Source organism: Achromobacter sp. JUb104, assembly GCF_024806975.1.
Taxonomy (GTDB): domain Bacteria; phylum Pseudomonadota; class Gammaproteobacteria; order Burkholderiales; family Burkholderiaceae_B; genus Achromobacter; species Achromobacter spanius.
Genome location: NZ_JANUEY010000001.1, coordinates 2,140,143 through 2,154,274 on the forward strand (window position 1 = coordinate 2,140,143; position 14,132 = coordinate 2,154,274).

Annotated in this window: 11 protein-coding genes; all 11 read right to left on the reverse strand. The window is 64.2% G+C overall.

The genetic code is table 11. The features are described from left to right. Positions 1-211: 211 nt before the first annotated feature. Entirely contained in the window at positions 212-1,939 is a 1,728-nt protein-coding gene (locus M2361_RS09690; RefSeq protein ID WP_259248483.1) for a methyl-accepting chemotaxis protein, read from the reverse strand. Between the two features lie 138 nt (positions 1,940-2,077). Next, positions 2,078-2,548 carry a hypothetical protein gene (locus M2361_RS09695; protein WP_259248484.1) on the reverse strand — a complete coding sequence of 157 codons (471 nt, stop codon included), beginning with the start codon at positions 2,546-2,548 and terminating at the stop codon, positions 2,078-2,080. 29 nt (positions 2,549-2,577) lie between these two features. Next, complete coding sequence (locus tag M2361_RS09700; protein WP_259248486.1) at positions 2,578-4,446, reverse strand: methyl-accepting chemotaxis protein; 1,869 nt, start codon at positions 4,444-4,446, stop codon at positions 2,578-2,580. 111 nt (positions 4,447-4,557) lie between these two features. After that, positions 4,558-6,504 carry a methyl-accepting chemotaxis protein gene (locus tag M2361_RS09705; protein ID WP_259248488.1) on the reverse strand — a complete coding sequence of 649 codons (1,947 nt, stop codon included), beginning with the start codon at positions 6,502-6,504 and terminating at the stop codon, positions 4,558-4,560. A gap of 132 nt (positions 6,505-6,636) precedes the next feature. Then, a complete protein-coding gene (flgL, locus tag M2361_RS09710; protein WP_259248489.1) occupies positions 6,637-7,896 on the reverse strand; it encodes a flagellar hook-associated protein FlgL in 1,260 nt (419 codons plus the stop codon). A 44-nt stretch (positions 7,897-7,940) separates the two neighbouring features. Beyond that, entirely contained in the window at positions 7,941-9,614 is a 1,674-nt protein-coding gene (flgK, locus tag M2361_RS09715; protein WP_259248492.1) for a flagellar hook-associated protein FlgK, read from the reverse strand. A gap of 73 nt (positions 9,615-9,687) precedes the next feature. Next, on the reverse strand, positions 9,688-10,665 hold the full coding sequence (flgJ, locus tag M2361_RS09720) for a flagellar assembly peptidoglycan hydrolase FlgJ (protein WP_259248494.1): 978 nt from the start codon (positions 10,663-10,665) through the stop codon (positions 9,688-9,690). A 5-nt stretch (positions 10,666-10,670) separates the two neighbouring features. Further along, positions 10,671-11,807 carry a flagellar basal body P-ring protein FlgI gene (locus M2361_RS09725; RefSeq protein WP_259248496.1) on the reverse strand — a complete coding sequence of 379 codons (1,137 nt, stop codon included), beginning with the start codon at positions 11,805-11,807 and terminating at the stop codon, positions 10,671-10,673. A gap of 2 nt (positions 11,808-11,809) precedes the next feature. After that, on the reverse strand, positions 11,810-12,499 hold the full coding sequence (locus M2361_RS09730; RefSeq protein WP_259248498.1) for a flagellar basal body L-ring protein FlgH: 690 nt from the start codon (positions 12,497-12,499) through the stop codon (positions 11,810-11,812). Further along, positions 12,499-13,284, reverse strand: coding sequence for a flagellar basal-body rod protein FlgG (gene flgG / locus M2361_RS09735; protein WP_050450233.1), 786 nt, complete (start codon positions 13,282-13,284; stop codon positions 12,499-12,501). Before flgG ends, M2361_RS09730 begins: the two co-directional genes overlap by 1 nt. A 63-nt stretch (positions 13,285-13,347) precedes the next feature. Further along, on the reverse strand, positions 13,348-14,109 hold the full coding sequence (locus M2361_RS09740; protein ID WP_259248501.1) for a flagellar basal body rod protein FlgF: 762 nt from the start codon (positions 14,107-14,109) through the stop codon (positions 13,348-13,350). Positions 14,110-14,132: the final 23 nt, after the last annotated feature.

Here is a 14,132-nt window from a genome sequence, read left to right on the forward strand (position 1 = left end):
GGGCATGGAATATGTGCCGGCGTCACATCCAATACGGCACAGGCATGGAATACGTGCCGTCATCACATCCAATACCGCACGGGCAAGGAATACGCGCCGTCATCACATCCAATACCGCACGGGCATGGAATATGTGCCGGCGTCACATCAACGACAACGGCATTGCACCGTCGCGTTCCGCCGGGGTTTCCCCCGGCGGTCTACTCACGTATCAACCTTGCGTCAGCGTCGGGGACGCGTAGCCGCTCAGTTGGTGGGCAGGCACTTCGATCACTTCGCCGGCGTTGATCTTGAACACCGCCACGGCTTCGGCCAGGCGATGTGCTTGATCCTGCAACGAACCGGCCGCGGCGGCGGCTTCTTCCACCAAGGCGGCGTTCTGCTGCGTCACTTCGTCCATCTGCGACACGGCACGGTTGACCTGGTCGATACCGCTGGACTGCTCTTCGGACGCCGCCGAAATCTCGCCCATGATATCCGTCACGCGCTTCACCGATGCCACGATTTCCTGCATCGTCGCGCCCGCGCGTTCCACCTGCTGCGAACCCGCGCCCACCTTCGTGACCGAGTCTTCGATCAGGCCCTTGATTTCCTTGGCGGCTTGCGCGCTACGCTGCGCCAGCGAGCGCACTTCGCCCGCCACCACCGCAAAGCCCTTGCCCTGCTCACCCGCGCGCGCCGCTTCCACAGCGGCGTTCAGCGCCAAGATGTTGGTCTGGAACGCAATGCCGTCAATAACCGAAACAATCTCGGAGATCTTGCGCGAGCTGGCCGAAATGCCCTGCATCGTGCTGACCACTTCCGACACCGCCGAACCACCGCGCTCGGCCACGTCCGACGCGCTGGCCGCCAACTGGTTGGCCTGACGCGCGTTGTCGGCGTTCTGCTTCACGGTAGAGGCCAGCTCTTCCATGGACGCCGCGGTTTCCTCAAGGGAAGCCGCCTGCTCTTCGGTACGGCTGGACAGGTCCGTGTTGCCGGCCGCGATTTCACGCGAACCCACGGTGATCTCGTCCACGCCACGGCGCACCGTCGTCACCGTACGCGACAGGCTTTCCTGCATGCGCTTCACGGCAGCCATCAACTGGCCGATTTCGTTGTGCGACTTCACTTCCACGCGGCTCGTCAGGTCGCCGGCGGCGATCTTGTCGAAGTGCTGGCCGGCTTCCACCAGCGGGCGCACGACCAGGCGGCCGAACAAGATGCGGCAGAAAATCATCAGCAGCAATGCCACGCCCACCGCAACGGCCACGGCCACCATGGCGCGGTTGAAGTTCGCTTCAGCCTGATCGATAGTCGCTTGCTGCTGGTCGCCGATGTACTTGCTGAAGTCGCTGATCGCCTCGATGAAGGCGGCGCTACGCGGCGTGCCGTATTCGTTGTTCACCATGTAGAACGTCGAATAGTCTTCGCTGCGCAGGGCTTCCACCATCGTGTCCACACCGTCGTCGATGTAGGAGCGATAGCGGCGCACCAGGTTCATGGACAGTTGGCGGCCGGTGTCGTCCTGAAGCATGTTCTTCTGAAAGTCCGAGAAGCGGCTGCGCACGCCCGTCAGCAGATCGGTGGCGGCCTTCAAGGCGGCCGCCGCGTCGCGGGCCGAATTCTCGCCGCTGCCCCAACCGGATTCCTGCAAGTGGCGCGCGGCCACCATCAGGCTCACGCGGGCGCGCAGCATGTCGCTATTGATCATTTCGACTTGCTTGGCGCGCTCGGTCAGCGCGTTCACTTCGCGGATGGACTCGTAATTGTGCTGCAAGAAAAATGCGGCCAGGCCGCCCACCGCCGCGATCAGAATCGCGAAGAACGCCATCACCCACAGCAGCATCGTACCGACGCGGGCGTCACGCAGCCGCAGCTTGCGTTTTACCTTGGGCGCGCGCGCGGCCTTTTTCCTGCCTTTGCCGGCCTTTGCGCCGGATTCGAGACTCGCTTCCATATTTTTCCCCATCCCTCAGGAACTGCTCTGACCAAATGAAAAACCACCTTGCGGACACGCCCTGTTACACGGCGGGTACATTCAAGGCGACGTACATTGCGGCGCGCGCCGCAATGTTCTCTGCTGGACTACCAAGGCCTACTGCTTACCCTGCGGAGCCAACCCGGCCGGCTCTCCCGGACCGGGTATGTAGATAGTTTGCACCTCGGGTTCCGCCACGGGTGGCGGCCAATCCTGACGCGCGTCAGGCATGGGCGCGGGACCCAGCAATTTCTGGCGTTCCCAAGGTTCCAGCAGAATATTGGTGCTATCAACCAGCCGCATCAGGCGGCCGTCCGGGCCGAACTGCAGCAGCGCTTCCTTGCGGCTGTAGAGCCCGTCGGTGATAAACGTGATCTTGTGCGACCAGAGGGCCAACTGCGTGCCGTCGGACTGTCGGTAAATCTTGTCGGGCGGCGCGGTCAGCGCCCGCGAGGCTTCTTCCAGCGTCGTCTGGCCAGGGGTCAGCGTGCTCAGTTTGCCCGGGTCGAAGTTATGGCCCGTGGCCGCGCAGCCGCCAAGCAGCAACGCGATGGCGGCAGCCGCCAGAAGATGTCTATAGCCTCGCATACCCTACCTGTGCGCCAGCAGTGCCGGCATCAAAAAGATTCCCAATCGTCGTCGGACGGTGCTTGTCGGCGGCTTGCCGCCGGCGCCGGTTTGGCCTCGCCCGCAGGCGCTGCCGGACGCGGAGCCGGACGGCGCAACGGACGCGCGGCGGTCGCGCCCTCGGCGGCGGCAGCCGGCTTGGCACGCGCGGCGTGGGTCAGACGCACAGCGGGCGCCGAGCGCGCAGGCGCTTCGGCGGGTGCATCAACCGGGGCCTTGGCCGGAGCCGGCGCGGCAACTCGAGGCGCGCGCGGCGGCGGGGCTTGCTGCGCCAACTGGCGTGCCGGCACTTCAATCACTTCGCCCGCGTTGATCTTGAACACCGCCACGGCTTGCACCAGGCGTTCCGCCTGCTCTTGCAGCGAACCGGCCGCGGCCGCCGCTTCTTCCACCAGCGCCGCGTTCTGCTGCGTCACTTCGTCCATCTGCGACACGGCGCGGTTGACTTGATCGATACCGCTGGACTGCTCATCGGACGCCGCCGAGATCTCGCCCATGATGTCCGTCACGCGCTTCACCGACGCCACGATTTCCTGCATCGTTGCGCCCGCGCGTTCCACTTGCTGCGAACCGGCGCCGACCTTGCTGACCGAGTCTTCGATCAGGCCCTTGATTTCCTTGGCGGCTTGCGCGCTGCGCTGCGCCAGCGAGCGCACTTCGCCCGCCACCACCGCAAAGCCCTTGCCCTGCTCACCCGCGCGCGCCGCTTCCACGGCGGCGTTCAACGCCAGGATGTTGGTCTGGAAGGCGATGCCGTCGATGACGGAAACGATTTCCGAAATCTTGCGCGAGCTGGCCGAAATGTCGTGCATGGTGTTGACCACTTCCGACACCGCCGAACCACCGCGCTCGGCCACGTCCGACGCACTGGCCGCCAACTGGTTGGCCTGGCGTGCGTTGTCGGCGTTCTGCTTCACCGTGGACGCCAGCTCTTCCATCGACGCGGCGGTTTCCTCAAGGGAAGCCGCCTGTTGTTCCGTGCGGCTGGACAGGTCCGTGTTGCCGGCGGAGATTTCGCGCGAACCCACGTTGATCTCGTCCACGCCACGGCGCACCGCCGCCACCGTGCGCGTCAGGCTTTCCTGCATGCGCTTCACGGCAGCCATCAAGTGGCCGATTTCGTTATTGGCCGTGGCTTCCACGCGCACGGTCAGATCACCGCCCGCGATCTTGTCGAAGCTGTCGCTGACGGCGCGCAAGGGGCGCAGCACGACGCGGTTCATGAACAGGAAGGCGCCCAGGGACACGGCCAGGATCAACGCGGCCAAGCCCAGGTACACGTAGGTCATCATCGTCGACTCGGCGCGCGACGCTTGCACCTGATGCTCGCTATACGCGCTGATGTTGTCGGCGAAGGCCGTCAGTTCCTTGAAGAACGCACCGCTGGCGGCGCCCGCCTTGGTGTTCTTCAAGCTCAGGTAGGTGGCGGCATCGCCCTTGTCCAGCGCGCCCATCATCGACTGCAGCGCATCGGAGAAGCCGTTGAACGACGAAATCAGTTGGGCTTCGGAGGCCTTGCCCATCTCCGTCAACTTCGGAACGGCCTTGAAGGCGTCCATCTTCTTCTTGGCGTCGCCGATCAGTTGCTGCACCGTGCGCGAGTTGTCGGCCGCGCCAGTGGCGTCACCGGCCGCGCGCTGCGCGGCGGCGATGTCGGCCCGCACCGTGGCGCGCAGCATCTGCGTGTAAGCATCCTTGATCAGGTTGCTTTGCTGCACGCTCAGCGAGTCGAGCGCGTTGATCGTCACGGCGCTGGCACGCATGCTGTTCCAGCCCAAACCAATTGCAACCAGTGCGGCCAGGGCAACTGCCAACTGAGCGAGCATCAAGCCCGTACGCACCTTCAGATTGCTGAACATGTTCCGATAGTTCCGGTAGTCGTCCCGGCGGCGCGCGATGGCCGCCGGTCCGTAAAGGGGAATGACCTGTTTGTAATCGACTGCCTATTCAATGCACTGACGCGGGATTCGTCAGAAGGACTCCCAATCATCGTCCGCGGGCGCGGACCTGCGGTTGGATGCTGAAGCGGCCGGCTTGGGCTCGGTCCGGGTAGCCGCGTTGTCCGCGCGCGTGGCCGGACGGCGCAGCGGGCGCACCACCGTGGCCGCCGTGGCGGCCGGCTTGGGACGCGCCACCTGCGTCTTGCGCGGCGCGGGCTTCGGTGCTGCGGGCGCTTCGTCAGCGTCCTGCGTCGATGCCTCGGCCTGCGATGCGGCCGTGGCGGACGTTGCTGCCGCGCCTGCCGGCTGCGCCGAATGCGGCAAATGCTGGGCCGGCGACGGCGCGCGCGGCGCGGCTTGCGGCGGCGACACGCGTGGCGCGGCTTGCTGGCTGGCCAAATGCTGCGCCGGCACTTCAATCACTTCGCCCGCGTTGATCTTGAACACTGCCACGGCCTGCGCCAGACGCTGGGCCTGTTCTTGCAAGGAGCCCGCCGCGGCGGCCGCTTCTTCCACCAGCGCCGCGTTCTGCTGCGTCACTTCGTCCATCTGCGACACCGCGCGGTTGACCTGGTCAATACCGCTGGACTGCTCTTCGGACGCCGCCGAAATCTCGCCCATGATGTCCGTCACGCGCTTCACCGATGCCACGATTTCCTGCATCGTGGCGCCCGCGCGTTCCACCTGTTGCGAACCCGCGCCAACCTTCGTGACCGAGTCTTCGATCAAGCCCTTGATTTCCTTGGCGGCTTGCGCGCTGCGTTGCGCCAGCGAGCGCACTTCGCCCGCCACCACCGCAAAGCCCTTGCCCTGCTCGCCTGCACGCGCGGCTTCCACCGCCGCGTTCAGCGCCAGGATGTTGGTCTGGAAAGCGATGCCGTCGATGACGGAAACAATCTCGGAGATCTTGCGCGAGCTGGCCGAAATGCCCTGCATCGTGCTGACCACTTCCGACACCGCCGAACCACCGCGCTCGGCCACGTCCGACGCGCTGGCCGCCAACTGGTTGGCCTGGCGTGCGTTGTCGGCATTCTGCTTCACGGTAGAGGCCAGCTCTTCCATCGACGCCGCGGTTTCCTCAAGGGAAGCCGCCTGTTGTTCCGTGCGGCTGGACAAGTCGGTGTTGCCCGCGGAAATCTCGCGCGCGCCTACATTGATCTCGTCCACGCCACGACGCACGGTTGCGACCGTGCGGGTCAGGCTTTCCTGCATGCGCTTGATGGCCGCGAACAACTGGCCGATCTCATTGGTGCTGCGCACGTCGATACGGCCGGTGAAGTCACCACCCGAGATCTTGTCGAAGTGGTCGCCCGCCTGGTGCAGCGGACGCAGCACGGTACGGTTGATGAAAATCCAGCAACCCAGCGCCAGCAACAACGTAATCGCCAGCATGGCAATCGTCACGGTGCGCGAAATGCGATGATCGGTCTCGGCCTGCACCACCAGCTCGTTGGTGCGCGTATCCACGAATTGCAACACGCCATACACCGATTCACGGAATGCGGTGTTGGCGGCGCTGCCAGCGTCGTTCAGGTCCAGATACTCTTGAATGGCCAGGTTGGACAAAGCCGCTGCCTGGCGCCTGTAGACGTCGTCAAACTGCCTGAACGCGGCTTCCAGTTTTTCGATCACGGCTTCGGAACCCGCCATGCGCGGCGCCTTGCGGAACGCCTCAAGCTGCTGCTTGCCTTCCTGCATCAGGGTGTCGGCACGCTTGGCCTGGGAGGTGGCCTGCTCGGTCTTGCCCTGCTGCATATCCATCAGCGAGTTCGCCAACAACAGCCGGCCGCGCAGAAACGCGATATACGCTCGATTCAACTGGGTCGCCTGATTGGAATAGGCGTCATTGACCTGTTCCAGCTTTCCGTTGCTGGAGTTCAGGCCCAACCACGCCACACCGTTCGAAATGAACATGGCGCCCGTGAAGAGCAAGAGCACCAGAACGATACAGGTGCGGACTTTCAAATTGACAAGCATGAAATACCCGAGCGTTAAGCAGTGAAACGACACAACCTACCCTGAACGCAACCACGGACGCCCCGGTCCTTGACCGGCAGCGTCCGAGTATGGCGAACCACCGCGCCGAGACGCGGCCTGGGAACCCGCCGCTTATTGGCGGCTGAACAGGCTGGATCCCTGAATCGTCATGAACGCGGCGGAAGCCGCTTGCAGCGCGACCTGGCGCAGTGCAAGCTGGCTGGCGCCGGCGTAATAGTCCAAATCTTCCAAATCCGACAGCGTCTTGGCATAGTTCAAGCCCTTCGTCGTGCCGGTCGCGTCCAGCGCTTCCAGCTCGTTCATGCGGGCGCCGACCGAGGCGGAGACCGTCAGGACGTTGTCGTAGTTGCTTGCCAGCTTCTTGTTCGCGGTCGCCAGTTCATTGTTCAGCTTGGCCAGGGCGACTTCGTCGCCGGCAATCGGCGAATCCAGCACCTTGATCAGGCTGTCCAACGTGTTGAACATGTCCATGTCCGCCGCCTGCACGGTCTCGACGTTGATCACGTCGCCGTTGGCGGGCGTGCCCTTGATCACCACCGACACACCACCGAAATCGATGGCCGAATCCGCCGTGTAGGGGGTCGGCGCGGCGGGCGGCGCCGGCGCGATCACGGGCGGCACCGGCGGGTTGGCGTTCGGGTCCGTCGTCGTAACGCGGTAGCCCATGTTGCCCGTGGCCGGATCCGCTTCAAACTGGACCTGGAAATTCTTGCCGATGTTGGCGCTGCCCGGCGTCACCGACACGGTGCCGTACTGGGCAGTACCGGTATTGGCGTCGGCGGCGGTGCTCACATACGCCTGCGAACCGGGGTTGGCGCGGTTGAAAATGTCGTTGCCCAGATCGCTCGTGGACAACTGGCGCGACTGGTCCACCTGCATCGTGCGTTCGCCGGTGGCGCCGCTGTACACGATCTTGCCGTTGGCATCCTGCGAATAAGGAACCACGCCGCCCTGGTAACCCGAGAACAGATACTGGCCGTTGCCGTCCGTGCTGTTCGCCAGGCCCAGCAGCGCATCGCGGGCGCTTTTCAGCGCGGTCGACAGGGCTTGGCGATCGCTGTCGGCGAACGTGCCGTTACCGGCCTGGATGACGCGGGTGCGCACGTCCTGCAGCGCGACCGTGATCGAATCCAGCACATTGCTTTCCTGGCCCAGGCTGGTCATGGCCGCGTCGCGGTTCATGCCATAGGTGCTGTTCATGCTTTTCGTCTGCGCCACGCCGATGGACAGCGAGGCAGACAACGGATCATCCGCGGGCGTCAGGAACTTGCGGCCGCTGCCCACCTGCTCAACCAAGCGGTTCATGTCCGACTCTTGATTCAGAATGCCGCTCAGGCCATTCGAATACATCATCGTGGTGCTCAGACGCATGGTGCAGCTCCGAATTTCTTTTTGATCATCACAATAGGCTCGTCTTAACCACGCAGGCCCAACAGCGTGTCGAACACGGTGCTGGCCACATCAATAATGCGCGCGCTGGCCTGGTACTGCTCTTGGTACAGCGAAAGGCTGACGTATTCTTCGTTCAGGTTGACACCCGACACCGACTGCTGCGCGGCGGTGTTCTGCTTGATCAGGTTGGCCTGCGCGGTGGCGGCCGACTTCACCTGCGCGGTCTGCACGCCCACCGTGTTCACCACCTGCGCGAACATATCGGTGGTGCTCATCGTGCCGTGACCCAGCACCTTGGCGCTTTGCAGTTGCGCCAGTTTCAGCGCGTTCTTGCCGTTGGCGTCGCCGCCCTCGGCGTCGGCCGCGGCCACTTTTTCCGGATCGGTAATCAGCACGTTGATGTCGCGCGCGGCATTGCGCGTGGGCGACAGCGACCACTTGTCGCCGGCCTGGGGCGGCGCATCGATCGTCAGCGTCACGCCCATTTCGGCGTCCAGGTTCAGCGTGGCGTTGGGCGGCGTGCCGGTGGCGGGTCCGTTATAGACACGCGCGCCTTCCGGCATGCGCAGCACCTGGTAGTTGGTGCCGTCAAACGAAATCTCGTAGTCCTTGGCGTTGATATTGCCCAGGGTGGTGAACTCGCCCGTGATCTGCGCGTTGCTCTTGTTGCCGGTATTGGGCACGGCCTCGGGCGAACTGACGCTGAAGAAATCGGTGCCCGGGTTGCCATTCTGGTCCAGGCCTTGGGTGTGCTGTTCGTTGAACGACAAGGCCAGGCCAACGGCCAACTGGCCCAGTTGGTTCTGCATCAGGTCCAGCGACGACGAACGGAACTGCAACAGGCCACCCAGCGTGCCGCCGGTGATTTCGCTGTCTTCCATTTCCACCGCCACCGTCTTGCCGGCACCGGCCGGCAAGGTATAGGCGATGACCGTGCGGCTGGCGTCCTTGGTCGACGGCACGGCCTGCAAGGGGTACAGCGTGGTGCCCGACAGCAGCGACTGGCCACCCTTGGTCAACGAGATATTGATCTTGTCGCCCTGCGGGTAGGTCGTGATGCCGATAAGCTGGTTCAGTTCCAGCACGGCCTGGTCGCGTTGGTCGAGCAGGTCGTTGGGGGGGCTGCCACCGGCTTTGCCGGAAGCAAGCGAAATCTGCGTGTTCAGGTCGTCGATACGGGTCAGGTAGCTGTTGACCTGTTCAACCGTGGTGGTGATCTGCGTGTTCAGGCCTTCGCGCTGATTCTGCATTTCGGTATAGGCCGAACGGATCTGCGTCGTCAGGCTATTGGCTTTGCCCAACAGGTCGGCGCGCGCCGCCGGGTCGGCCGGCTTGCTGGCGACCGTGTTCATGCTGGTGAAGAAGTCGGTCAGACCCGGGGCGATACCCACGGTGCGGTCGGCAAACAGGTTGTTGATCTGCGATACCTGCGCAAACTGCGTCTGCAACTGCGCGCCGCTGCCGGTCGAGCCCACCAACTGCTTGTACAGGAAGCTGTCGTAGCTGCGTTCAACGGTGTCAACCTGCACGCCACGGCCGATGTAGCCGTTGCTGGTGGCTTGGGCGCCGGCGGTCGACGTCAGCACGCGCTGACGGTTGTAGCCCACCGTGGTGGCATTGTTGATGTTGTGGGTGGTGGTTGCCAAGCCTGCCTGCGCGGCATTCAGCCCGCCCAGCGCTGTTTTGTACAAGTTCATGCTAACAATGCCCCGTGTGTAACCGCAGGTGATATCTCTGGATACTCCAATAACGGCAGGAGATCGTCCAAATTTAGAGTCCTTCCAACATCTGACGAGAAATTTCCACGTCGGATGCTGCCCCGCGCAACTGGCCCATGATGCCGATCAGTTTTTGCGCATAGCGCGGGTCGGTCGCATAGCCCGCGTCCTGGATCTTGCGGGCCGCGTCGATTTCGTTGCGGGCCTGCGTCACGGCTTCGTAGCGTGGGCTATTGCCGATCAGGCGGGCGTAGTCCGAGAACGATTCCTCGTAAGACGCATAGGCCCGGAAAGGTTGCGTCACTTTTTTCGCGACGCCGTCTTCGTATTCCGTGGTCAGCACATTGACGACCTGGCCCTTCCAACTGCCGCCCGCCTTGATGCCGAACAGGTTGTAGCTGGTGCTGCCGTCCGGATGCTTGATTTCGCGCTTGCCCCAACCCGATTCCAGGGCGGCCTGCCCCATGATCAGGCGAGCCGGCACGCCACTTTCCTGGGACGCCAGGTTGGCCGCGCGCGACATCTTCGACACGAAGTCGACCACGTGATCGGGCGCACCCTCGGCTGCCGCCAAGGCGCGGTCGCTGGCGCGGTTGTTGCGCATCACGTTCAGCAGCGCCGACACCTCGCGCGAGCCGCCCGTGCGGAAATCCAGGTCGCCGCCCTGCGCGATGGCGCGCACGGCGTCGTCGGACATATCGGCCGGCTTGCCCTGCTGCATCTGCGCCAGGATGGACTGGGTGAGCCCGATCCCGGGCGACGCCAGGTGCAGCGCCAATTGCTCGTCGGCCATGGACTGCAGCATCTGCGTCTGTTGCGAATCGAACAGCCCTTCCTTGGGCGTGGCCTCGCGCATGCGCTTGACCATCATCTGCAAGAACAGCGCTTCGAATTGCTTGGCCACCTGCTTTTGCTGGTCGGTGCCGGCGGGGTCTTTCTTGACGTCGCGCTTCAGGTCCGACAAGCGGCCCATGTCGAACACCGAATCCTGGCGGGCGGCGCCGCGCGCCGCGTCTTGGGTGATTGCCATGGCCGTCAGATGATTTCCAGTTCGGCGCGCAAGGCGCCCGCGGTTTTCATGGCCTGCAGAATGGCCAGCAGGTCTTGCGGCGTGGCGCCCAGGGCGTTCAGGCCCTTGACCACGTCAGCCAGATTGGCGCTGGTGCTCACGCGCTGCAACGAACCATTGTCCTGCCGCACTTCGATTTGCGTATTGGGCACCACCACCGTCTGCCCTTCGGTGAACGGCGTGTCCGGTTGCGACACCTGGTTCTGGCGGTTGATGATGACCGACAGGTTGCCGTGCGCCACGGCGGCCTCTTCGATCATGACCGTGCGGTTCATGACGACCGAGCCGGTACGGGCGTTGATGATGACCTTGGCGACCGTAGGCGCGCGCGTCACCTGCAAGTCTTCCACCTGCGACAGGAAGCGCGCCTGCGAGGACTGCTCCATGGGCGTGCGCACCTGCACCACGCGGCCGTCCAGCGCGGTGGCCGTGCCTTGGCCGAACTTGCGGTTCAAGGCCACCGCCACGTTCTGCGCCGTGCCGAAATCCGTGTTGTTCAGTTCGAGGTGGATATAGCCGTCGCGCGAGAACGTGGTGGGCACGCCGCGTTCGACGATGGCGCCCGCGCTGATGCGGCCGCCGTTCAATTGGTTGATCTGCACGCTGGAACCGCCGGCCGACGCACCCGCGCCGCCCACCAGGATGTTGCCCTGGGCAATGGCGTAGACCTGGCTGTCGGCGCCCTTCAAGGGCGTCATCAGCAAGGTGCCGCCGCGCAAGCTCTTGGCGTTACCCATGGACGACACCACCACGTCCAGCGTCTGGCCGGGCCGGGCAAACGCCGGCAAGGTGGTGGTGACCATGACGGCCGCCACGTTCTTCAATTGCATGTTGCTGCCGGCGGGCACCGTAATGCCCAGTTGCGACAGCATGTTGGTCAGGCTTTGCTGGGTGAATGGCGTCTGGCGCACCTGGTCGCCGCTGCCGTCCAGGCCCACGACCAGGCCATAGCCGATCAGCTGGTTGCCCCGCACGCCCTGGATCGTGGCCAGATCCTTGAGCCGATCGGCTTGCGCCGCGCCGGCGCCGGCAAGCAGCCCCACCGCCACGCACACGCGAGCGAACAAGGACAGCACGGCGGATATCGGAGTGGGTTTTGTCATGGTCAGAACGGCGAAGCAAGCAGGAAGAAGCGTTGCAGCCAGCCCATGGTCTGAACTTCATCCATGACGCCCTTGCTGCGGTATTCGATGCGGGCGTCGGCCACTTGCGTGGACGACACGGTGTTCGTGCCGGTGATGGAACGCGGGTCCACCACGCCGGCAAAGCGTACGTACTCGCTACCCCGGTTGATGGCGATCTGCTTCTCGCCAGCCACCTGCAAGTTGCCGTTGGACATCACGCCCACCACCGTGGTGGTGATGGTGCCGGTGAAGGCGTTGTTGGCGGTGCTGTCGCCCTTGCCCTGCGAGACGTTACCGCCGTTGGCTTCGGTATTCAGGTTGGCGTTGGCCCAGCTGTTCATGAACGACGGCGCCGCCGCAATGCCCAGCGTGGTCGAGCCGGTGCGGTTGGTGTTGGTGGCGACGTTCTTGGACGCATTGGTGCGCTCGTTCAGCACAATGGTGACGATGTCGCCCACGTTGCGCGGCCGACGGTCTTCGAACAACGGATAGTTGCCGTAGGTGGTGGGCTGATAGATCGAGCCCGTGGGCTGCGCCATCGGCATGGGCGGCGGCGGCGGCGCGGCGGTCGTCGGCCCGGTCACGATGGGCTCGGGCGGAATCATGGCGCAACCGGCCGCCAGCATAGCCAGCGCCGCACTGAAAACCAGACGCAGGACAGACATGGGCATCACAGTTGGGACAGGCGGGCCAGCATCTCGTCAGAGGTCTTGACGGCCTTGCTGTTCATTTCATAAGCGCGCTGGGTCGTGATCATGTTGACCAGTTCTTCAGCGACGTTCACGTTCGAGGTTTCAACGTAGTTCTGCATGATCGAACCCGCGCCGTCCACACCCGGCTGCAGCAGGTTGGCGGGGCCGGAGGCATCCGTTTCCAGATACAGGTTTTCGCCGATGCTTTGCAGGCCGGTCGGGTTGATGAAGGTGGCGATCTGCAACTGGCCGATCTGCACGTTCACGCCGGCGGCGCCAGGTTGCGTCACCGACACGATGCCGTCCTTGCCGATGGAGATGGACAAGGCGTTGTCCGGCACGTTCATCGGCGGCTGGATCACATAGCCGGACACCGTGGTCAACTGGCCGTTCTGGTCGCGTTGCAGCGCGCCGTCACGGGTGTAGCCCTGGGTGCCGTCGGGCAGTTCCACTTGCAGGAAACCACGGCCGTTGATGGCGATATCCATTTCGCCGCCGGTGTTGTTCAGGTTGCCATCCGTGTGGATGCGCTCGGTGGCGGCCACGCGCGCGCCCGTGCCCAATTGCAGGCCGGACGGCAGTTGCGTGGCGTCGCCCACCTGGGCGCCGGGCTGGCGCAGCGTCTGGTACATCAGGTCCTGGAACACGGCGCGGCCGCGCTTGAACCCGTTGGTGGAGACGTTGGCCAAGTTATTGGAGATCACGTCCATGGACATCTGTTGACCTTCCAGGCCCGTCTTGGCAATCCACAGCGAACGCATCATGATGAAGTACTCCTAGTGGCGCGGCCCGGCCGCGCGCGAAATTGGTTTGAATCAGCGGCCGAATCAGCTGACGGACAGGATGCCGTTGGCGCGTTCGGCGTTGCGGTCCGACTGCTGGATCACCTGCATCTGCTGCTCGAAGCGACGGGCGTTTTCAATCATGCCCACCATCGCCTTCATCGGATTGGTGTTGCTGCCTTCCAGCACGCCGGACAACAGGCGCAGGCCCGGGTCGGCGGGCACGGGCGGCGCAGGCTGGCCATTGACCGGCGCCATGCGGAACACGCCGTCGTCGCCGTGCACCAGCTGCGCGTTGTTCGGGTTGGCCAGCTTCAGGCGGCCCAGGTTCAGGATGTTGTTCGGACCGTCGCCCGCGCCGATGGCGGTGATGGTGCCGTCCGACGTGATGCTCAGCGCGGCCTGGTCGGGCACGTCGATGGGGCCGCCCTGGTCCGACAGCACAGGCTGACCCAAGGACGTCTGCAACAGGCCGTTGATGCCCACTTGCAGGCTGCCGTTGCGCGTGTAGGCCTCGCCTTGCGGGGTCTGCACGGCGATCCAGCCGTTTTCGCTGGCCAGCGCCACGTCCAGGTCGCGGCCCGTGGTCTGCATCGTGCCCATCTGGAAGCTGTTGCCGGGGGTGGACGCCACCGTCGAAACCCGCGTCGGCAGACTCACCCCGTCCGCCATCGGAACCGAGCGGTACAACGCGATCTGCTCGCGAAAGCCCGTCGTGTTCACGTTGGCCATGTTGTTGGAGAGCGCGGCCTGATGCTCAGTGATACGCGCTGCGCCATTCATGGCGGTGTAGATGATTCTGTCCATTGCCTATTCCGTCGGTGTCGTCG

Bases quoted from the DNA above. Each gene is read 5' to 3' on its own strand.
- M2361_RS09730 (WP_259248498.1), bottom strand. From the start codon at position 12,499: ATGCCCATGTCTGTCCTGCGTCTGGTTTTCAGTGCGGCGCTGGCTATG.
- flgL (WP_259248489.1), bottom strand. From the start codon at position 7,896: ATGCGTCTGAGCACCACGATGATGTATTCGAATGGCCTGAGCGGCATT.
- M2361_RS09690 (WP_259248483.1), bottom strand. From the start codon at position 1,939: ATGGAAGCGAGTCTCGAATCCGGCGCAAAGGCCGGCAAAGGCAGGAAA.
- flgG (WP_050450233.1), bottom strand. From the start codon at position 13,284: ATGATGCGTTCGCTGTGGATTGCCAAGACGGGCCTGGAAGGTCAACAG.
- M2361_RS09695 (WP_259248484.1), bottom strand. From the start codon at position 2,548: ATGCGAGGCTATAGACATCTTCTGGCGGCTGCCGCCATCGCGTTGCTG.
- M2361_RS09725 (WP_259248496.1), bottom strand. From the start codon at position 11,807: ATGACAAAACCCACTCCGATATCCGCCGTGCTGTCCTTGTTCGCTCGC.
- flgJ (WP_259248494.1), bottom strand. From the start codon at position 10,665: ATGGCAATCACCCAAGACGCGGCGCGCGGCGCCGCCCGCCAGGATTCG.
- M2361_RS09700 (WP_259248486.1), bottom strand. From the start codon at position 4,446: ATGTTCAGCAATCTGAAGGTGCGTACGGGCTTGATGCTCGCTCAGTTG.
- M2361_RS09740 (WP_259248501.1), bottom strand. From the start codon at position 14,109: ATGGACAGAATCATCTACACCGCCATGAATGGCGCAGCGCGTATCACT.
- M2361_RS09705 (WP_259248488.1), bottom strand. From the start codon at position 6,504: ATGCTTGTCAATTTGAAAGTCCGCACCTGTATCGTTCTGGTGCTCTTG.
- flgK (WP_259248492.1), bottom strand. From the start codon at position 9,614: ATGAACTTGTACAAAACAGCGCTGGGCGGGCTGAATGCCGCGCAGGCA.